The 21,120-nt window shown below is 43.2% G+C and carries 22 protein-coding genes; 1 reads left to right on the forward strand and 21 read right to left on the reverse strand.

The features are described 5' to 3' along the window. Positions 1–8: 8 nt before the first annotated feature. The 18 genes from rplX to rpsL all read right to left on the reverse strand — a co-directional run bounded on the left by rplX (position 9) and on the right by rpsL (position 10,113). Complete coding sequence (gene rplX, locus LA20533_RS02410) at positions 9–320, reverse strand: 50S ribosomal protein L24 (protein ID WP_056946611.1); 312 nt, start codon at positions 318–320, stop codon at positions 9–11. 27 nt (positions 321–347) lie between these two features. Beyond that, positions 348–716 carry a 50S ribosomal protein L14 gene (gene rplN / locus LA20533_RS02415; RefSeq protein ID WP_054745350.1) on the reverse strand — a complete coding sequence of 123 codons (369 nt, stop codon included), beginning with the start codon at positions 714–716 and terminating at the stop codon, positions 348–350. 32 nt (positions 717–748) lie between these two features. Next, positions 749–1,021, reverse strand: a complete 273-nt coding sequence (rpsQ, locus tag LA20533_RS02420) for a 30S ribosomal protein S17 (RefSeq protein WP_075362785.1) — start codon at positions 1,019–1,021, stop codon at positions 749–751. Between the two features lie 21 nt (positions 1,022–1,042). Then, on the reverse strand, positions 1,043–1,237 hold the full coding sequence (gene rpmC / locus LA20533_RS02425; protein WP_054745349.1) for a 50S ribosomal protein L29: 195 nt from the start codon (positions 1,235–1,237) through the stop codon (positions 1,043–1,045). After that, complete coding sequence (gene rplP / locus LA20533_RS02430) at positions 1,227–1,661, reverse strand: 50S ribosomal protein L16 (protein WP_054745347.1); 435 nt, start codon at positions 1,659–1,661, stop codon at positions 1,227–1,229. Before rplP ends, rpmC begins: the two co-directional genes overlap by 11 nt. A 2-nt stretch (positions 1,662–1,663) precedes the next feature. Next, complete coding sequence (rpsC, locus tag LA20533_RS02435) at positions 1,664–2,347, reverse strand: 30S ribosomal protein S3 (RefSeq protein WP_054745345.1); 684 nt, start codon at positions 2,345–2,347, stop codon at positions 1,664–1,666. 12 nt (positions 2,348–2,359) lie between these two features. Beyond that, complete coding sequence (gene rplV / locus LA20533_RS02440; RefSeq protein ID WP_054745343.1) at positions 2,360–2,710, reverse strand: 50S ribosomal protein L22; 351 nt, start codon at positions 2,708–2,710, stop codon at positions 2,360–2,362. Positions 2,711–2,727: 17 nt separating this feature from the next. Continuing rightward, the gene (rpsS, locus tag LA20533_RS02445; protein ID WP_056946613.1) at positions 2,728–3,009 is read right to left on the reverse strand and encodes a 30S ribosomal protein S19; all 282 of its coding nucleotides are present in this window, start codon (positions 3,007–3,009) and stop codon (positions 2,728–2,730) included. A 26-nt stretch (positions 3,010–3,035) separates the two neighbouring features. Then, positions 3,036–3,869, reverse strand: a complete 834-nt coding sequence (gene rplB / locus LA20533_RS02450; protein WP_054745338.1) for a 50S ribosomal protein L2 — start codon at positions 3,867–3,869, stop codon at positions 3,036–3,038. Positions 3,870–3,891: 22 nt separating this feature from the next. Then, a complete protein-coding gene (gene rplW / locus LA20533_RS02455; RefSeq protein WP_054745336.1) occupies positions 3,892–4,176 on the reverse strand; it encodes a 50S ribosomal protein L23 in 285 nt (94 codons plus the stop codon). After that, a complete protein-coding gene (gene rplD, locus LA20533_RS02460) occupies positions 4,176–4,799 on the reverse strand; it encodes a 50S ribosomal protein L4 (protein ID WP_056946615.1) in 624 nt (207 codons plus the stop codon). The genes rplW and rplD overlap by 1 nt, the downstream gene beginning before the upstream one ends. A 14-nt stretch (positions 4,800–4,813) precedes the next feature. After that, positions 4,814–5,443, reverse strand: coding sequence for a 50S ribosomal protein L3 (rplC, locus tag LA20533_RS02465; RefSeq protein WP_056946617.1), 630 nt, complete (start codon positions 5,441–5,443; stop codon positions 4,814–4,816). Between the two features lie 27 nt (positions 5,444–5,470). Next, complete coding sequence (gene rpsJ, locus LA20533_RS02470; RefSeq protein WP_054745333.1) at positions 5,471–5,779, reverse strand: 30S ribosomal protein S10; 309 nt, start codon at positions 5,777–5,779, stop codon at positions 5,471–5,473. 288 nt (positions 5,780–6,067) lie between these two features. Further along, positions 6,068–6,241 (reverse strand): hypothetical protein, encoded by a 174-nt coding sequence (locus LA20533_RS08540; protein ID WP_156849155.1) that lies wholly within the window; start codon positions 6,239–6,241, stop codon positions 6,068–6,070. A gap of 225 nt (positions 6,242–6,466) precedes the next feature. Continuing rightward, positions 6,467–6,829 (reverse strand): hypothetical protein, encoded by a 363-nt coding sequence (locus LA20533_RS02475; RefSeq protein WP_056946619.1) that lies wholly within the window; start codon positions 6,827–6,829, stop codon positions 6,467–6,469. 254 nt (positions 6,830–7,083) lie between these two features. Further along, a complete protein-coding gene (gene fusA / locus LA20533_RS02480; RefSeq protein WP_056946621.1) occupies positions 7,084–9,183 on the reverse strand; it encodes an elongation factor G in 2,100 nt (699 codons plus the stop codon). Between the two features lie 30 nt (positions 9,184–9,213). Next, entirely contained in the window at positions 9,214–9,684 is a 471-nt protein-coding gene (gene rpsG / locus LA20533_RS02485) for a 30S ribosomal protein S7 (RefSeq protein WP_054745330.1), read from the reverse strand. A 21-nt stretch (positions 9,685–9,705) separates the two neighbouring features. Further along, positions 9,706–10,113 (reverse strand): 30S ribosomal protein S12, encoded by a 408-nt coding sequence (gene rpsL / locus LA20533_RS02490; protein WP_056946623.1) that lies wholly within the window; start codon positions 10,111–10,113, stop codon positions 9,706–9,708. 171 nt (positions 10,114–10,284) lie between these two features. On the opposite strand from rpsL, the gene LA20533_RS02495 reads away from it, so the two are divergent. Further along, positions 10,285–10,998 (forward strand): prepilin peptidase, encoded by a 714-nt coding sequence (locus LA20533_RS02495; RefSeq protein WP_056946626.1) that lies wholly within the window; start codon positions 10,285–10,287, stop codon positions 10,996–10,998. A 74-nt stretch (positions 10,999–11,072) separates the two neighbouring features. Here LA20533_RS02495 and rpoC read toward each other — a convergent pair whose 3' ends face one another. From rpoC to LA20533_RS02510, 3 genes are all read right to left on the reverse strand, one after another. After that, positions 11,073–14,714: a DNA-directed RNA polymerase subunit beta' gene (rpoC, locus tag LA20533_RS02500; protein WP_056946629.1), complete on the reverse strand. Its 3,642-nt coding sequence runs from the start codon at positions 14,712–14,714 to the stop codon at positions 11,073–11,075. 15 nt (positions 14,715–14,729) lie between these two features. Then, on the reverse strand, positions 14,730–18,320 hold the full coding sequence (rpoB, locus tag LA20533_RS02505) for a DNA-directed RNA polymerase subunit beta (RefSeq protein ID WP_141322565.1): 3,591 nt from the start codon (positions 18,318–18,320) through the stop codon (positions 14,730–14,732). Positions 18,321–18,537: 217 nt separating this feature from the next. Further along, positions 18,538–21,024 (reverse strand): ATP-dependent Clp protease ATP-binding subunit, encoded by a 2,487-nt coding sequence (locus LA20533_RS02510; protein ID WP_056946633.1) that lies wholly within the window; start codon positions 21,022–21,024, stop codon positions 18,538–18,540. Positions 21,025–21,120 lie beyond the last annotated feature (96 nt).

The raw sequence follows: 21,120 nt of genomic DNA on the forward strand, positions 1-21,120 counted from the left end.
TCCCTTCCTTATTTATCAATAGCCTTGCCAGATTTTTTAGCAACACGAACTTTTTTGCCATCAATCACTTCATGACTGATTCTAGTTGGTTGGTTAGTTTCTGGATCAATCAACATTACATTTGAAGCATCGATTGCTGCTTCTTGGTCGTTGATTCCGCCATTTGGGTTGGTCTGTGAAGGCTTTTGATGCTTCTTGACCAAATTGATGCCTTCAACAACCACTTTATTATTCTTCTTATTGACACTTAAAATCGTGCCTTCTTTACCTTTGTCTTTACCGGCAATAACTTTAACTTTGTCACCTGTTTTAACAAACATCAGTGCACCTCCCTGTAATAAATGTTTTTATAATACTTCAGGAGCAAGAGATACGATCTTCATAAAATCATGCTCACGTAATTCACGTGCGACAGGTCCAAAAATACGTGTTCCTCGAGGACTCTTATCTGCATTAATCAGTACTGCAGCATTTTCATCAAATTTGATATAAGATCCGTCTTCGCGGCGCGCACCTGACTTTGTTCTAACGATAACAGCCTTAACAACGTCACCCTTTTTGACAACGCCACCTGGTGTTGCTTGTTTAACAGTAGCAACGATGACATCACCGATATTCGCAACCTTGCGACCTGAACCACCAAGTACTTTGATAGTCAAGATTTCACGAGCGCCAGAGTTATCGGCAATCTTCAAACGACTTTCTTGTTGTATCACAATGTGTTCCTCCCTTCGCTCTTATTCAAAAACTAAATAATAACTGCCTTTTCAACGATTTCTGTCAAACGGAAACGTTTTGAACGAGATAATGGTCGGGTTTCCATAATGCGAACAATATCTCCAACTTTTGCTTCGTTGCTTTCGTCGTGTGCGTAATATTTCTTAGAATATTTAACACGCTTCTTGTAGACAGGATGTGTCTTGTAAGTCTCAACAACAACAGTAATTGTTTTGTCCATCTTGTCTGATACAACACGACCTTGATAGACGTGACGACTATTTCTTTCAGTAGCTTCGCTCAAGTTAATGACTCCCTTCCATTTCTATTTATTCAATTCTTGTTCACGTAGAACAGTTTTGATTCTGGCAATATTTTTACGAACTTGTTTCAAGCGAGCGGTATTTTCCAATTGACCAGTAGCTTGTTGAAAACGCAAGTTAAAGAGTTCTTCTTTGTATTGCTTTTCTTTGTCCAACATTTGCGCAGTGGTTAAATCTTTGATTTCATTAGCCTTCATTAGAATCGCCACCTACTTCCTCGCGTTTTACAAACTTAGTCTTGATTGGCAATTTGTGTGATGCAAGTCTTAATGCTTCACGTGCGACTTCTTCAGAAACGCCACCAATTTCGAATAAGATCTTTTCTCTTTTAACTGGTGCTACCCAACCTGCTGGTGCACCTTTACCAGAACCCATACGAACACCAACACCCTTAGCAGTGTATGACTTATGTGGGAAGATTCTAATCCAAACTTTACCACCACGTTTCATATAACGCGTCATAGCAACACGAGCTGCCTCGATTTGTCTGTTAGTAATCCAATGAGATTCTAATGCTTCTAACCCATATTGACCGAAATCAACATTCTTACCGCCTTTGGCAGCTCCGCGCATCTTACCACGGAACTCACGACGGTGTTTTACACGTTTAGGAACTAACATGATTAGTTTCCTCCTTTCACGCTCTTTTTCTGATCAGTACTTGCTGCAACATTCTTACGTGCAGGTAAAACTTCACCACGGTAGATCCAAACTTTAATACCAAGTTGGCCATAAGTGGTTCTTGCTTCAACCCAAGCATAGTCGATATCAGCTCTCAAAGTGTGAAGAGGAACTGTACCTTCTGTATGCCATTCCTTACGCGCAATGTCAGCACCGTTTAAACGACCTGAGATTTGTGTTTTGATACCCTTTGCTCCCGCACGCATAGTACGTGTAGTTGCTTGTCTTTGTGCACGTCTAAAAGCAATACGAGCTTCTAGTTGACGGGCGATACCTTCACCCACCAATTTAGCATCAAGATCGGGTTGTTTAACTTCCACGATGTTTACGTGAATTTGTTTGTTAGTTAAGTTGTTAAGTTCTTTTCTCAAACTTTCAACTTCTGATCCACCTTTACCAATAACCATACCAGGCTTAGCGGTGTGGATAGAAACGTTGATTTTATTTGCAGCACGTTCAATTTCTACTTGTGATACTGAAGCTTCTGCCAACTTAGTTTCGATATACTTTCTTACTTTGATATCTTCAATTAAGTTATCAGCATAATCCTTGTCAGCATACCATTTAGCTTCCCAATCGCGGATTACTCCGACACGGAAACCAATTGGGTTAATTTTCTGACCCATTGAATAACCCTCCTATTCCTTTTCTGAAACTACGACTACGACATGGCTAGTTCTCTTGTTGATTGGAGAAGCCATTCCTTTGGCACGTGGACGGAATCTCTTAAGAGTTGGTCCTTCGTTGACGTATGCTTCAGATACATAAAGGTTTGCAGACTCTAAATCGTAATTGTGTTCTGCGTTAGCAACTGCTGATTTCAAAACTTTTTCAACAATTGGAGATGCTGCTCTTGGAGTAAACTCAAGAATTGCGAATGCTTCTGCAACGCTCTTGCCACGAATTAAGTCCACAACTAGGCGGGCCTTACGGGCTGCGATGCGAATCGTTCTACCTTCAGCTTTAGCTGATGTAATTTGATCTGCCATCAGATTGTTTCTCCTTTCTACTTACCTGTTGTCTTTTTGTCGTTGCCTGAATGACCACGGAAGGTTCTTGTTGGCACGAATTCGCCAAGTTTATGACCAACCATATCTTCAGAAATAAATACTGGAACATGTTTTCTGCCATCGTAAACAGCTATTGTAAAACCTACAAATGAAGGGAAAATAGTTGAACGACGAGACCATGTCTTAATAACTTGCTTCTTTTCTTGATCAGCTTGAGCATCGATCTTCTTCAAAAGATGCGCATCTGCAAATGGACCTTTTTTAATACTACGGCTCATTTATTTGGACCTCCTTTAGTTAACTATTATTTACCCTTACGATGACGAATAACGAGTCTTTCTGACTTAGCCTTCTTATCGCGAGTCTTAACACCCATCGTCTTCTTACCCCATGGTGACATAGGAGATGGACGACCGATTGGTGCTTTACCTTCACCACCACCATGTGGGTGATCGTTAGGGTTCATGACAGAACCACGAACTGTTGGACGAACGCCCATCCAGCGAGTACGGCCAGCTTTACCAATCTTAATTAATTCGTGTTGTTCGTTACCAACGGCACCGATTGTTGCACGGGCTGCAGATAAAATCATCCGAACTTCACCGGAATTCAAACGGATAAGTGTGTATTTCTCCTCATGACCAAGAACTTGAGCTGAAGTACCAGCAGATCTAATCAATTGAGCACCCTTACCAGGTTTCATTTCGATGTTGTGAATTGTTGTACCAACGGGGATATTTGCAAGTGGTAATGCGTTACCTACCTTGATATCAGCGTTTGCACCAGATTCAAGAACTTGTCCTACTTCAAGGCCCTTAGGGGCCAGGATGTAAGTCTTTACACCATCAGTGTAGTGTAGCAAAGCAATATTTGCTGTTCTATTTGGATCGTATTCAATCGTCTTAACGACTGCTTTAACATCGTCTTTGTTACGCTTGAAGTCGATTACACGATACTTTTGCTTATGGCCACCACCACGATGTCTAACAGTGATATGACCGTGGGCATTTCTACCCGCTGTTTTGCTTTCTGATTCAAGCAAAGTCTTCTCAGGCTTTGTTGCTGTAATTTCAGCGAAATCAGATGCAGTCATATTCCGTCGACCGTTGGTCGTTGGCTTATATTTAATAATAGCCAATTGATTTACCTCCTATTATTTATTAATCTTCAAAGATTTTAATTTGTTTAGAATCGCTAGTTAGAGTAACAATAGCTTTTCTACGGCGACGAGTTAAGCCAACGTGTTGACCAACGCGCTTCTTCTTACCGCGAACGTTCATGATGTTAACTGATTTAACCTTGACGTCAAAAATTTCTTGAACTGCGTTTTTAACTTGAGTCTTATCGGCATCGGTATGAACGTCGAAAGTGTATTTGCCATCTTCCATCAGATTCATTGAATCTTCAGTGATTACTGGCTTTAAAATGATATCACGTGCATTCATTATGCTAATACCTCCTCAATTTGTTTAACAGCATCTTGAGTGATGATTAACTTGTCATAGTTGACAACATCTAAAACGTTTAAGCCTTTTGCTGGTAATACCTTAGTGTTAGCTAAGTTACGACCTGATAAAGCAGCGTTCATGTTGTCGTCTTCGACGATAACAAGTGTCTTTGTGTCAACATTTAAGTTGTTCAATACTGCTGAAAATTCCTTAGTTTTTGGACTTTCGAATGCTAATTTGTTTAAGACGATTAAACTTTCGTCAAGCACTTTTTGTGAAAGAGCTGACTTGATAGCTAAACGACGGACCTTCTTTGGTAACTTGTAGCTGTATGATCTTGGAGTTGGTCCAAAGACGATACCACCACCGCGCCATTGAGGTGAACGGATAGAACCTTGGCGGGCACGACCTGTACCTTTTTGTCTCCAAGGCTTACGGCCACCACCACGTACAGCAGATCTGTTCTTCACAGCATGTGTACCTTGGCGAAGGGAAGCTCTTTGCATGATTACTGCATCAAACAAGACATTTTCATTTGGCTCAACACCGAAAACATCATCGTTCAATGTCATTTCGCCAGCTTCTTTACCTAATTGATCTAAAACTTTAATACTAGCCATTGTAGTCCTCCTTCCTATTTAGCAGCTTTAACAGCTGATCTGATTGTGATTAATGAGTTCTTTGCTCCTGGAACATTACCAGAAACCAAAATTACGTTTTTATCGGCAACTACCTTAACAACACTAAGGTTTTGGATAGTCACGCGTTTGCCACCCATACGGCCCGGCAATCTCTTACCCTTGAACACACGGTTGATAACAGCACCCATTGAACCTGGGATTCTGTGATATCTTGAACCGTGGGTTTCAGGTCCACGTGATTGTCCCCAACGCTTGATGTTACCTTGGAAACCATGACCCTTTGTAGTACCAGTAACGTCGATTACGTCACCTTCCTTAAATGTGTCAACCGTAACTTCTGAGCCTACTTCATATTCACTAAGCTCAACATTACGAATTTCTCGAACGAAGCGCTTAGGTGTAGTGTTTGCTTTAGCAGCATGTCCCTTAGCTGGTTTTGTTTGACGAACTTCACGGACGTCTTGGTAACCGAGTTGAACAGCTTCGTAGCCGTCGCTCTCAACTGTCTTAACTTGAAGAACTACGTTTGGTGTAGCTTCAACAACAGTTACAGGTACCAATGTACCGTCCTCAGTGAAGATTTGCGTCATACCAACTTTTTTGCCTAAGATTCCTTTGGTCATGATGTACCTCCATTTTTTATTTGAAAATTATAATTTGATCTCGATGTCAACACCACTTGGTAAGTCTAACTTCATCAATGAATCAACAGTTTTAGGTGTTGGGTTCACGATGTCGATAAGACGTTTGTGAGTGCGCATTTCAAATTGTTCACGAGAATCTTTGTGCTTATGTGGTGAGCGAAGCACCGTGTAAAGTGTCCGTTCTGTTGGCAAAGGAATTGGACCTGAAATTTCAGCACCAGTTCTTTTTGCTGTTTCCACAATCTTAGCTGCAGATTGATCGAGAATACCATGTTCGTAAGACTTTAATCTGATACGAATCTTTTGACTTGCCATTTGAAAACCTCCTTCGTTTCTTTTTAAAAGATAACTTGCTCGACGAAAGTTACCGGACACCTGCGTGGCAATGCATCCTGGTGTGCCGCAATCTCTCGCGTCAACGCTTTGTCGTTGTGCCGGCTTACTAGGGCATAGTTCACCCCTCGGTAAAATCAACACTTGTAATATAATAATGCATTTGAGCCGAATTTACAAGACTTTTTGCCCTTTTTCAACAAAAAAACTTGGTCTTTGACCAAGCATTCGCGGAGAACCTGTTTGATATCCAATTAGTTTGGTTAATTTTTATTTTTCAGCTACCAAATTAGTCATCTGTTCCTCCGCAGAGTTATCTTCAAGAATAGACGGTGCATTGGTTGAATGACCTTGGCCGTCACCATGCGATTTTGGCATTTTTTCCCGCTTAAATTTACCACTACTATTTTGTTCGAAGATACTACTACCAGCGTAAACTGACATATAATATTCTTCATCAATATTATTAGCGCCCCGTGGTGCCCTTGATGCGACTATTGCGTAGGTTTTACCCATCTTAGGGAGTGGTGAATATGAATACTTGGCCGTGACAAGTACATTTATTTTTAGTTCTTTCTTTTCTTCCTTAGTTAAACCATCTTTATCTGCAATACTTTTGAAGAGATCACTTTTCTTGATATTTCCACCTGCAAATAAAATTTTAATATCTCAATTAATGAATGATTGGTCGCCATTCAACACCTGAGTAACATTGATTGTAGCCATAGTGTAGGCTGCTGTTGTCACTCCGAGGTAGGGTTTGTCTTCAAGCGCCTTAACCTTACCAACAAATGCCAATTCGCCAGATTCAATTAATTCTTGGAAATTATGTGGGATATTTGACTGCAACAATTCGCTGTCAATATTGACTTGCTCGTGATAACTAAATTTCGTCTGTGTCGCTTGTTTTACACCAGTGTGTTCGGGAGAAGCTTGAATCGAAGTGTTATTTGGGGTCCCATAAAAAAGTGTTAGTGCACCAAGGGTAAATATTACCGAAACACTTATAAAGATATTTCTTCTTTTAAACATACTTTTGTTCTCCATTCTAATAAAGGTGATTTATACCAGCCAAATCATTAATAGTCGGTCCATTTAATCCACTACCTATATGAGTTCTCGTTATAGTCGGATAATTAGAATCATCATTAAGCGCCAAAACCAAGACAAATTTATAGGACAATTATACGGATTTTATGATTAAATAGGCAACACTTTTGTGAATAAAAAAATCACCCTACCTAAGTAGGATGATTTCTAATTTATAGACTGTTCGAGATTATCAATTAATCTTCGGCAGGTTTGCCGCCATTTTTCTTAATGATATCTTCTTGGATAGACTTAGGAACTGGTTCGTAATGATCAAAGACCATTGTGAAAGTACCACGTCCTTGAGTTGCTGAACGCAATGTTGTTGCGTAGCCAAACATCTCTGATAGAGGCACAAATGAGTTAACGATTTGCGCATTACCACGTGCTTCCATACCCTCAACACGACCACGACGTGCAGTTACTTGACCCATAACATCACCAAGATATTCTTCAGGGGCAACAACTTCCACCTTCATGATTGGTTCGAGGATTACGGCACCAGCCTTCTTAGCAGCATTCTTCAATGCAATAGAAGCGGCAACCTTAAAGGCAGCTTCTGATGAATCGACTTCATGGTAACTACCATCGTATAGCTTAGCCTTAACGTCAATTAATGGATATCCGGCAAGAACACCATTATCCATTGATTCCTTCAGACCTTGCTCTACAGAAGGAATATATTCACGAGGAACAACACCACCAACGATGGCATTCTCAAACTCGAAACCTTTTCCTTCTTCATTTGGTGTGAATTCAATCCAAACGTCACCATATTGACCTTTACCACCTGATTGACGCACGAACTTACCTTGTGCTTGTGCAGGCTTAGTAAATGTTTCACGGTAGGCAACTTGAGGTGCACCAACTTTGGCATCAACCTTAAATTCACGTTTCATCCGGTCAACCATGATGTCCAGATGTAATTCACCCATTCCGGCAATCAGAGTTTCACCTGTCTCAGGGTTAGTTTCTGCCTTGAAAGTTGGATCTTCTTCAGCAAGCTTTTGGATGGCAACATCGAGCTTATCACGGTCTTCTTTTGAGTTAGGCTCGATTGAAACTTGGATAACTGGGTCAGGAATTTCAAGTGATTCCAGAATCAACGGATGATCGACATCAGTCAATGAGTCACCAGTTGTCGTGTTCTTCAAACCAATTGCAGCTGCGATATCACCAGAGAAAACTTCAGGAATCTCTTGACGGTGATTTGAGTGCATTTGGAGCAGACGTCCTACACGTTCACGGTTGTTCTTTGAAACGTTCATCACATATGAACCAGCTTCAAGCGTACCAGTGTAGACACGGATAAATGTTAAACGACCAACGAATGGGTCAGTTGCAATCTTGAAGGCAAGAGCTGCGAATGGCTTATCGTCGCCAGCCATCAGATCTTCTTCTTCTTCCGTCTTAGGATCCTTTGCATGGTAAGGCTTAACATCAAGTGGTGATGGTAGGTAGTCAATAACCGCATCCATCAACATTTGTACACCCTTATTCTTGAAGGCAGAACCCGCAAGAACTGGGAAGAACTTCAAAGCAAGAGTAGCACGACGAATTGCGGCTTTCAGTTCAGGAATAGTGATTTCTTCACCTTCCAGATATTTTTCCATCAGGTCATCGTCAACGTCAGCAACAGCTTCAACCAGCTCAGAACGACGCTTCTTTGCTTCCTCAAGGTACTGCTCGGGAACTTCAACAGTATCCCATTTTGAACCTAATTCATCTTCATCGTAGATATCAGCAACCATCTCAATTAGGTCAATGACACCTTCGAATTGATCTTCAGCACCGATAGGCATTTGGATAGCATGTGCGTTAGCCATCAGACGTTCGTGGAGAGTCCCCACCGAATAGTCAAAGTTTGCACCAATCTTATCCATCTTGTTAACGAAAACAAGACGAGGAACACTATAAGTAGTTGCTTGACGCCAAACGTTTTCAGTTTGGGGTTCAACACCTGATTGTGCATCAAGCACAGTGATTGCGCCATCAAGTACACGGAGCGAACGCTCAACTTCAATCGTGAAGTCAACGTGTCCTGGGGTGTCGATGATGTTGATTCTGTTACCCTTCCATTGAGCGGTTGTGGCAGCAGATGTGATAGTGATACCACGTTCTTGTTCTTGTTCCATCCAGTCCATTTGTGAAGCACCATCATGGGTTTCACCAATCTTGTGGATTTTACCAGTATAGTACAAAATACGTTCAGTAGTAGTGGTTTTACCGGCATCGATGTGGGCCATGATACCGATATTACGTGTTTTATCTAACGGAAATTCACGTTTATTTGCCATGTACTTATTCTCCTTTCAAAAGAAATTATCTTACCAGCGGTAATGAGCGAATGCACGGTTAGCTTCAGCCATCCGATGTACATCTTCACGTTTCTTGACTGCTGCACCAGTATTATTAGCAGCATCCATAATCTCGTTAGCAAGACGAACATCCATTGTGTGCTCGTTACGAAGTCTTGCATAACTAACAAGCCATCTGAGACCTAATGTAGTTCTTCTTTCTGGACGAACTTCGATCGGAATTTGGTAGTTAGAACCACCAATACGGCGAGCCTTAACTTCAAGTACTGGCATGATGTTATTCATTGCTTCTTCGAAAACATCAACAGGATTCTTACCTGTCTTTTCTTCGATGATTTTGAATGCGTCATACAGAATATAAGAAGCTTTTGCTTTCTTACCATCGTACATCAAGTGGTTTACAAGCTTTGAAACTAATTTTGAGTTGTAAATTGGATCTGGTAAAATATCTCTCTTTTGAACGTTACCTTTTCTTGGCATTGTCTGATCTCCTTTCTGCTATTAAGCTTTCTTTGCACCGTACTTAGAACGACCTTGTTTACGACCATCAACACCAGCAGTATCAAGAGCACCACGGATGATATGGTAACGTACACCAGGTAAATCCTTTACACGTCCACCACGGATTAAGACAACACTATGTTCTTGGAGGTTATGACCGATACCAGGAATATAAGCGGTAACTTCAATCAGATTTGACAAGCGCACACGAGCATACTTACGCAAAGCTGAGTTAGGCTTCTTAGGTGTCATAGTACCGACACGAGTTGCAACACCACGCTTTTGTGGTGCTGGGTTATCTGTTAATGTTTTCTTCTTACTGTTGTATCCAAAGTTCAAGGCAGGTGAGTCAGACTTTGAAGTTCTTGACTTACGGCCTTTTCTAACCAATTGATTAATTGTTGGCATGAAAGTGATTCCTCCTATTTTTTGTTCACACATCCAGGAGTTTCTTTTTGAGCTCAAGGATGTCCATTGCAATTAAGCACGTCCACTAATTTACCACGATTTCCACCAATCGTCAATATTGAAAAATGAAAAAGACCAGTTTTGACGTATTTATTAAGTGGAGGTTGAAATATGATTTATATTTACGCATTTATTGGCTGTTGCATCTCATCGCACGCCGCCGTCGTCTTTGAACGGTTGGAGCGCGCGGAGGACTTCGTTAGCCTGCCATCACGTTGCCAGAACTGCCAGCAGCCTATCTCCTGGTTCGACCTAATTCCCATCATCAGCTTCGTTTTATTACGCGGTCGCTGTAGCAATTGTCATGCACAGATTCCAGGCGCGCTTTTTATGACAGAGCTCTGTGGTGGTTTAATTGGTACTTTATTCTATATCCTTGAACTGCCAATTACAACTCAACTAGGCTATGGCACGCTCCTCTTCTTTGTCGGCATCGCAGCACTGCAGGACCGGCGTCAGCAAGAGTTTGACTTAAACCTGTTGCTAGCGCCATTAGCAGTTGGGATGGTCCGATTGTTCACTAATCCACCGGACCAGATAATCCTATTGTTTGGGACCGTCACCGCACTTGCTCTAGGCTGGCTTGTTTTCAAAAAGCAACTGGGCGTTGGTGACCTACTGGTTTATTTCATCATGGGATTGGTTACAGATTTCCCGGTCGCAAATCGGGTGCTTTTGCTGGCATCAGTCATCGTCATCGCGACCAACATCCCATTACTAGTCAAGCCAACTACTAAACGAGCTCAGCGTGTTGCTTTCATCCCGGCACTCTTTCATGGCTTAGTCCTTCATCTCATCATTCGGGCAATTATCATCTCTGTCTGAGTAAATAATTACCAGCAAATCAAAAAAGTCAAAACCACATCTCTGCGATTTTGACTTAATTTAGCTATTAACTTTTACTCTTGTTCGTTCTTAGCCATTTCTTTCTCGATATCAGCGATTGAGTACACTGATTCTGGCTTATTAGTTTTAACCTTTGGCTCCATCTCACGGTAGACAGGCATACCTGTACCAGCTGGGATGATCTTACCAATGATGACATTCTCCTTCAAGCCAATCAGTGGATCATTCTTACCACGAATTGATGCGTCTGTTAGGACACGTGTCGTTTCTTGGAATGATGCGGCAGACAAGAAACTGTTAGTTTCAAGTGAAGCCTTAGTGATACCAAGCAGTACTGATTGACCAGTAGCTGGAATGCCACCACTAATGATAGTTTCTCGGTTACGGTCAGTGAACTCACGGATATCCATGAGAGTACCTGGCAAGATATCGGTCTCACCTGGATCAAGAATCCGTACTTTTCTAAGCATTTGACGTGCCATTACCTCAACGTGCTTATCTGAGATTTCAACACCTTGCATTCTGTAGGCCTTTTGAATTTCGTCGAGTAAGTAGTTTTCAGTTGAGAGGACGTCTCTGACACGAATCAGTTCCTTTGGATCAATCGAACCAATAGTCAACTTCTCACCACGGTGAATCGTGTCACCCTCAGCGACAGCCACGCTGGCTGTGTAAGGAACGCTGTAGGTTCTTGTATCGGTTTTACCCTCAACGGTAATCTCACGGGTATGCTCTGCTGGGTTCTCCTCAATGGCAGAAATTACACCGGTAACTTCTGTAATCGTTGCGCGACCCTTAGGGTTACGTGCTTCAAAAATTTCTTGAACACGAGGAAGACCTTGAGTAATATCTTCACCGCCAGCAACACCACCGGTATGGAAGTTTCTCATAGTCAATTGAGTACCTGGCTCACCGATTGATTGTGCAGCAACAGTACCAACTGCCTCACCAACTTCAACTTCTTCACCAGTAGCAAGGTTTCTACCATAACATTTCTGGCAGACACCGTGCTTAGTGTTACAAGTGAAGACGGAGCGAATTGTAACCATCTGCACACCAGCATCAACGATTTGTTGTGCTAAGTCTTCGTCAAGTAGAACATTTCTACCCACGATTTCTTCGTGTGTTTCTGGGTTAAAGACAGTCTTCTGTGTGTAACGACCAACCAGGCGATCGAACAATGGTTCAATCATTTCGTTACCTTCAGTGATTGAGCTGACATTCAAACCACGGTCAGTGCCACAGTCTGCTTCACGCACAATGACATCTTGGGCAACGTCAACCAAACGACGGGTCAGGTAACCTGAGTTGGCAGTCTTAAGTGCCGTATCGGTCATTCCCTTTCTTGCTCCGTGGGTTGACATGAACATTTCGAGAACTGACAGACCTTCACGGAAGTTCGAGGTAACGGGAACTTCCATCATTCCGCCATTAGGTGCGGCCATCAGACCACGCATACCAGCAAGTTGCGTAAAGTTAGATACGTTACCACGGGCACCAGAATCACTCATCATCGAGATTGGGTTGTTTGAATCGAAACTATCAACCAATTTCTGTTGAATAGTATCCTTTGCGTCAGACCAGATACTGATTACTCTATCATGGCGCTCCTCATCGGTGATTAATCCCCGCCGGAATTGCTTAGATACAGTGGCAACCTTCTTATGTGCCTCATTAACGATATCTTTTTTTTCATTCAATGTTGGCACGTCGGCCACACCAACGGTGATTCCGGAAATAGTAGAAATCTCATAACCTAATTGCTTCATATCATCAAGTAACTCAGAAGTACGTTGTACCTTGTAAATCTTAAACACTTGGGCAATGATATCGCTCAAGAAGCCCTTCTTGAAGGTACCTACAAGTTCCATCTCAGCGAGTTTATCATGGATATCCTCACCTTCATTCAAGAAATACTTAGCAGGCGTACCATTAACAAGATTATCTGTAGTCGGTTCGTTTAAGTAAGGGAAGTCAGCAGGGAGAATTTGGTTAAAGATGGCCTTACCATAGGTAGTAACCATTACTTCGTTCTCTTTACCCGCTGGGAATGGTTTCTCCGGCATTGAAGCAGCCGAGATACCAATTCTTGAATGATAGTGAATTTGACCATTTTGGTAAGCAATTGTTGCCTCATCAGTCGAATTGAAAATCATTCCTTCGCCTTCACGATTCTTCTGCTCTTGTGTCAAGAAGTAGTTACCTAACACAACGTCTTGAGATGGTGTAACGATTGGTCGACCATCTTTAGGGGCTAGGATGTGGTGCGCAGCAAGCATTAGCATTCTTGCTTCAGCTTGTGCCTCATCTGACAACGGAACATGGATGGCCATTTGGTCACCATCGAAATCGGCATTATAAGCTTCTGTTGCGAGTGGGTGCAATCTAATTGCCTTACCACTAACTAGCACAGGCTCAAATGCTTGGATACCAAGTCTATGCAACGTAGGTGCGCGGTTCAAAAGAACCGGTCTTTCCTTAATTACATCTTCCAAGACATCCCAAACTTCATTATCCTGACGATCAATCTTACGCTTAGCATTTTTGATGTTTGAAGCAATTTCTCTAGCGACAAGTTCATGCATCACGAAAGGCTTGAACAACTCGAGCGCCATTTCACGAGGAAGACCGCATTGATAGAACTTTAAAGTTGGGCCAACATCGATAACCGAACGACCGGAGTAATCAACACGCTTACCAAGTAGGTTCTGACGGAAACGTCCCTGCTTACCTTTTAGCATGTGGGACAATGACTTCAATGGGCGGTTACCAGGACCGGCAACTGGACGTCCACGACGACCATTATCAATCAAGGCATCTACAGCCTCTTGGAGCATTCTCTTCTCGTTTTGGACGATAATACTTGGTGCATTTAAGTCAAGCAACCTCTTCAAACGGTTGTTCCGGTTAATAACACGACGGTACAGGTCGTTCAGGTCACTTGTGGCAAAACGGCCACCTTCAAGTTGGACCATTGGCCGAAGATCTGGTGGGATTACTGGAACGGCATCCATGACCATCCACTCTGGCTTGTTGCCAGAACTTCTGAAGGCCTCAAGAATATCCAGTCTTCTAATTGCACGAGTCCGTTTCTGTCCCTGTGCACTCTTTAAATCTTCTTTTAAATCTTTAACTTCTGTTTCTAGATCAACATTATGGAGTAACTCTTTAATTGCTTCAGCACCCATCTTAGCGTTGAACGCATTACCAAATTGTTGACGTTTCTCACGGTATTCTGCCTCAGTAAGCAGCTGCTTATCCTCAAGGTCAGTATCACCAGCGTCGATTACGACGTATGCTGCAAAATAGATAACCTCTTCAAGTAAGCGTGGGCTCATATCAAGTACAAGTCCCATTCTGCTAGGGATACCCTTGAAGTACCAGATGTGTGTTACTGGTGCAGCAAGCTCGATGTGACCCATCCGCTCGCGCCGAACTTTAGAGCTCGTAACCTCAACACCACAGCGATCACAAACAATTCCTTTATAACGGATACGTTTGTATTTACCACAGGCACATTCCCAGTCTTTGGTTGGTCCGAAGATTCTTTCATCAAACAGACCGTCTTTTTCAGGTTTTAAAGTACGATAGTTGATGGTCTCAGGCTTCTTAACCTCACCATAAGACCAACTTCTAACCTTGTTGGGCGAGGCTAGACCTATTTGCATACTTTCAAACTTATTTACGTCGATCAAAAGCGTAACCTCCTATTATTTTGAAACCTCATCATTGAGCTTGTCTTCTGCTTTCTTGGCTTCTTCTGCAAGCTTCTTAGCCTCTTGTTCCTCAGCCATCTTGGATAGTGCGTCAACGTTTACGCTGTCTTGATTCTCATCGTCCATATCACGGAGCTCAATTTCTTTCTCATTAATATCGAGCACCTTCATGTCTAATCCGAGTGCTTGTAATTCCTTCACAAGAACACGGAATGATTCGGGAACACCAGGTTTTGGAATCTTATCACCTTTGACAATTGCTTCGTAAGTCTTTACACGACCAACAACGTCATCTGATTTGTATGTCAAAATTTCTTGAAGTGTATATGCGGCACCATAAGCTTCAAGTGCCCAAACTTCCATTTCACCAAATCTTTGACCACCAAATTGTGCTTTACCACCTAGAGGTTGTTGTGTAACGAGTGAGTAAGGTCCGATTGAACGAGCATGGATCTTGTCGTCAACCATGTGTGAGAGCTTCATATAGTACATGACACCAACGGAAACACGGTTGTGGAATGGCTCACCGGTACGTCCGTCATAAAGCACGGTCTTACCATCTTTAGGCATATCAGCTTCTTTAACAGTTTCCCACATGTCTTTCTCGGATGCACCATCGAAGACGGGAGTGGCAACGTGGATGCCTAATTTTCTAGCAGCCATCCCTAAGTGCAATTCCAGTACTTGACCAATGTTCATCCGTGATGGAACACCCATTGGGTTCAAGCAGATATCAACTGGTGTGCCATCTGGAAGGAATGGCATATCCTCTTCAGGTACCACGATTGATACAGTACCCTTGTTACCATGACGGCCAGCCATCTTGTCACCGACCTGAATCTTTCTCTTTTGCGTGATGTAAACACGAACCATCATGTTCACGCCTGGTGCTAACTCATCGCCGGCTTCTCGGGTGAATACCTTGACGTCTTGAATAATTCCGCCGCCACCATGAGGTACACGGAGTGAAGTATCACGCACTTCGCGGGCCTTTTCACCAAAAATAGCGTGTAACAAGCGCTCTTCAGCAGATAGTTCTGTCACACCCTTCGGTGTAACTTTACCCACCAGAATATCACCATCATGTACTTCGGCACCAACACGGATAATTCCCTGTTCGTCGAGGTCCCGTAGTGATTCCTCACCAACGTTTGGAATCTCCCGGGTGATTTCCTCAGGTCCAAGTTTAGTATCACGAGCCTCTGATTCGTATTCTTCAATATGAATTGAGGTATATTTATCTTCTTTAACAAGCTTTTCAGACAGAACGATGGCATCCTCAAAGTTATACATGTTCCAAGTCATGAAGGCGATAATTGGGTTTTGACCCAATGCTAATTCACCCTTTTCCATGGCTGGACCATCTGCGATGATGTCACCCTTCTTAATTTCCTCACCCTTAGTGACGATTGGTCTTTGGTTATAAGACTTACCAGCATTAGAACGACGGAATTTTTGAATAGCATACTTATCGAGTGTTTGATCTGCACGACGAATTCTAATCTCTCTTGCGTCAACGTACTCGACCACACCGTCGGCTCCTGCCAAAACAGCAGTACCTGAGTCATGGGCCGCACGGTATTCGATACCAGTACCAACAAGTGGTGCCTTTGGATCAATCAAAGGTACAGCTTGTCTTTGCATGTTCGCACCCATTAGGGCCCGGTTCGAGTCATCGTTTTCCAAGAAAGGAATACATGCAGTGGCAACTGAGACCACTTGCTTTGGAATAACATCCATGTAGTCAACCTTATCGTGACTGATTTCGAGGTTCTCATCACGGTGTCTTGCAAGAACAACATCGTCAACGAATGAACCATCTTCGTTCAGAAGTGAGTTGGCTTGTGCCACGATAAAGTTATCTTCCTCATCAGCTGTAAGGTAGTCAATTCTGTCGGTAACCTTGTGTGTGTTCCAGTCAACACGACGGTATGGTGTCTCAATGAAACCATACTTATTAACCACGGCATACGTCGCAAGTGAGTTGATCAGTCCGATATTTGGACCTTCTGGTGTCTCAATTGGACACATACGGCCATAGTGGGTGTAGTGAACGTCACGCACCTCATATCCGGCACGATCACGAGTCAAACCACCAGGTCCAAGCGCTGAGAGACGCCGTTTATGGGTCAATTCACCAAGTGGGTTAGTTTGATCCATGAATTGTGAAAGTTGTGATGAACCAAAGAATTCTTTGATTGAGGCCACCACAGGACGAATATTGATCAGTTGTTGTGGCGTAACAGTGTTAATGTCTTGGATTGACATTCTTTCCTTCACGACACGTTCCATCCGTGACAGACCAATTCTGAATTGGTTCTGCAAAAGTTCACCAACTGAACGAATACGCCGGTTACCCAAGTGATCGATATCATCGGTTGTACCGATTCCTTCTTGAAGATTCAAGAAATAGTTAATTGAGGCGATGATGTCGGCAGGAATAACGTGCTTAACCTTCTTGTCAACGTGTCCATTACCGATTAACTTGACTTCTCTTTCTGGATCAACTTGTGAGAAGACTTTGATTACTTGCACGGTCATCGGTTCAGCCACAACACCCTCGTCAGATGGGGTATATGTGACTGTCTTAAAGTCCTCGCGGTCAAGGTAAGGTGCGAGACGATCCATCACTTCGTGCGTGATAATTTCGCCCTTTTGCACAATAACTTCACCAGTATCTGGGTCTGCCAATGTCTCAGCTAAAGTCTGTTTCAACAAACGAGTCTTCAATGAGAGCTTCTTGTTGATTTTGTAACGACCAACTGGTGCTAAGTCGTAACGCTTTGGGTCGAAGAAACGAGCATACAGCAGTGAACGTGATGAATCAGCGGTCTTAGGTTCACCCGGACGAAGACGCTCATAAATATCCTTCAAGCCTTCGGCAACACGCGAATCAGCCGGATTCTTGTGAATATCCTTCTCAATTGTGTATGATAATGAATCACTCATCCCCAAGATGTCCGTAATCTCGCTATCTGAGCCGAAACCGAGTGCCCGAACTAGGACAGTAATTGGCAACTTACGGGTCCGGTCAATCCGCACGTAAGCAAGTTCCTTAGCATCTGTTTCGAATTCAAGCCAAGCACCACGGTTAGGAATCACCGTTGTACCATATTGAGTCCGACCGTTCTTATCGATATCTGAGTGGAAGTACACACCAGGTGAGCGAACAAGTTGTGAGACAATAACACGTTCTGCACCGTTAATGATGAATGTACCTTGCTCTGTCATCAATGGGAAATCGCCAAAGAAGACATCTTGTGTCTTAATTTCACCAGATTCATGGTTCGTCAACTTTAAAGTTACGTGCAGCGGTGCAGAGTAGTTTGCATCGTGGTCACGTGCTTCGTCGACGGTATATTTAGGTTCAAGTAACTTGTAGTCTACGAACTCTAAAGAAAGATTGCCTGCAAAATCGTCAATGGGCATGATGTCGGCAAACATGTCGCTTAAGCCTTCATCTAAAAACCATTTATACGAATCCGTTTGGATATCAACTAAATTGGGTAGTTCAAGTACTTCTTTGATTCTGGAAAAACTTCTTCTTGTACGGCGTTTACCGTAGTTTACGTTGGTCCCTACCAAATCAAACATCCTTTCTCATTCAAACAAATATTACATTTGCGTTACATTTTCAAAAAAAGACTTTTTGAGCAATAAAAAAACAAAAACAATACAAAAATATCGTTTTTGTTCTTATCATTCCACCGGACAATAGATCGGGGAATACTGTACTAGACAGCCTTTTAACAGATTGATTATACTCGTTAATTTCAACTTTGTCAAAAAAGAGTCTTGACATTTAAACAGTTTGCGGTTCCATTGTTTTAATCGTTAAGGTACCGTTCTTCGAACCAACCTTGATGGTTGAACCGGCGGTGACGGACCCATCAATCAGCAGTTCACTGAGCCGATTCTCAAGGTCCCGTTGCAGTGCCCTCCTGATTGGCCGGGCACCGTTCTCTGGGTCGAATCCGTTCTTTGCTATCACATCGAGTGCAGCGGTAGAGAGATTTAGTGTAATGCCCTTTTCTGCGAGCCTATCTTTGATCTTTCTCGTCAACAATGTCACAATCTGCCGTAGCTCTGGCGCTGTCAATGAATCGAAGATGACGGTCTCGTCAATTCTATTAAGAAACTCGGGACGGAAGAACTCTTTAGTCGCCTCTCTGACCTTCTCCTGATTAATCTTATCCTCAGCAACAGCACTAATGCCGAATCCCACTGTTTTGTCATCGCGCAGAGCTCTCGAACCCAGATTAGAAGTCATAATGATGATTGTGTTTCTAAAATCAACTTTTCTCCCCTTAGAATCCGTTAGGAAACCATCATCGAGTACCTGCAACAATAGATTAAAGACGTCAGGGTGCGCCTTCTCGACCTCATCCAGTAAGACAACGGAGTAAGGATTATTCCGCACCTGTTCACTCAATTGGCCCCCCTCTTCGTAGCCCACGTAACCCGGAGCTGACCCAATCAGCTTAGAGCTACTATAAGATTCCATAAATTCGGACATATCTACCCTAATCAAGTTGCTCTCGGCACCAAAGACTGCTTCCGCGAGGCTTTTTGCAAGCTCTGTTTTACCAACACCGGTTGGCCCAAGGAAGAGAAACGAACCAATCGGACGGTTCGGATCCTTCAGTCCTGCACGCGAACGGCGAATCGCCTTCGCCACAGCCTTAATTGCCTTATCCTGGCCAATAACCCGTTGGTGGAGCGTTTTCTCCAGGTTAAGCAGTTGCTTAGTTTCACTCTTCTTCATCTTGGTTACCGGCACGCCGGTCCAATCGGAAATAACCTGTGCAATATCTGCCCCACTAACAATCGCTGTCTTGCGTCGCTTCTCCGTCAGATTTGCCCGGAGCTGATCTTCTTTTTCGCGTTCTAGTGCCTCTTGCTCACGTAGCTCGGCAGCTTTCTCGAAGTCTTGCATGTAGATGGCATCTTCTTTATCTGCAATAATCTGCTTGATTTTGGCATCGTGTTGTCGCAATTCCTCGCTGCTAGAAATACCCGTGTTAATCTTGACCTTGGCCGCGGCCTCATCAATTAAGTCGATTGCCTTATCTGGCAAAAAGCGACCGGTAATGTAGCGCACACTGAGGTCCACGGCATCACTAATGGCTTCATCCGTAATCACCACGTCATGGAACGCTTCATACTCCGACTTCAAGCCAGTCAGAATTTGCTTAGTATCCTCTGGACTCGGTTCCTCCACCTTCACTTGGGCAAAACGGCGTTCGAGCGCAGCATCTTTCTCAATGTACTTCTGATATTCGTTGAAAGTCGTCGCACCAATCACCTGAACATCGCCCCGTGCCAAGGCTGGTTTTAGAATATTGGATGCATCAATCGCACCTTCTGCACCACCGGCACCAATTAATGTATGCAATTCATCGATGAACAAAATGACGTTACGGTCTTCCTTAACCTCATCCATAATCTTCTTCAGGCGGTCTTCAAACTCCCCCCGGTACTTGGTTCCAGCCACTAGAGTACCCATATCAAGTAGCATGATGCGTTTCTTCAGTAAATCATCGGGCACTTGTTTATTCACTATTGCCTGTGCGATAGCCTCGGCTACAGCAGTCTTTCCGACACCAGGATCACCAACCAACACGGGATTCTTCTTCGTTCTCCGAGAAAGAATCTGGATTACACGCTTAATCTCGGTTGTGCGTCCAATAACTGGATCGATCTTACCATCGCGCACACTCTCGTTCATGTTCGTCGCCAGCGAATCAAGCGTTGGTGTAGTAGACTTATTGTTTTTACCGCCAGCCTTAGCGTTGGCCTTTCTAAGACTCTGCGCCCAGGATGTCGGTGCATCACCTGCATCAAGGTTACTCTTGATACTTTTCTTCAGCTGAAATAGTTCTACACCTAGGTTTTGGAGAATTCTCGCGGCTAGAATCTCGTCTGAGCTAATTAGACCAAGCAAAAGATGAGCCGTACCAATCTGCTTGCTGCCAAATTCACGTGCGTGATCCGCTGCGTATTCGATTACTTCATTGACCCGTGGTGAAAAAGGCAAATATTCATCCTCAACCGGTTTCCTCTGACCTTGATCAACCTTGCCGTAACCGGTATAGCGTTCGATTTCATCCCGCAGAATCATCGAATTGAGGCTTAAGTCACGCAGCATATTACCCGCCACGCCCTTCGATTCAATGGTTAATGCGAGCAACAAATGCTCCGTACCAATCACGTGATGGCGAAAGCTGAGCGCCTGTTCTTGTGCAATTTCTAACGCATTTCGTGCGTTATCTGTAAAATTCTTATCCATGTAATCACCGCCTAACTTAGATTAACAGTTTAAACCTCTTAGCACGTTTCGTAAAATTTTTTGATTGATTAATCGCTTAATTAGCTCTTTCTTTAA

This window comes from Amylolactobacillus amylophilus DSM 20533 = JCM 1125 (assembly GCF_001936335.1).
Taxonomy (GTDB): domain Bacteria; phylum Bacillota; class Bacilli; order Lactobacillales; family Lactobacillaceae; genus Amylolactobacillus; species Amylolactobacillus amylophilus.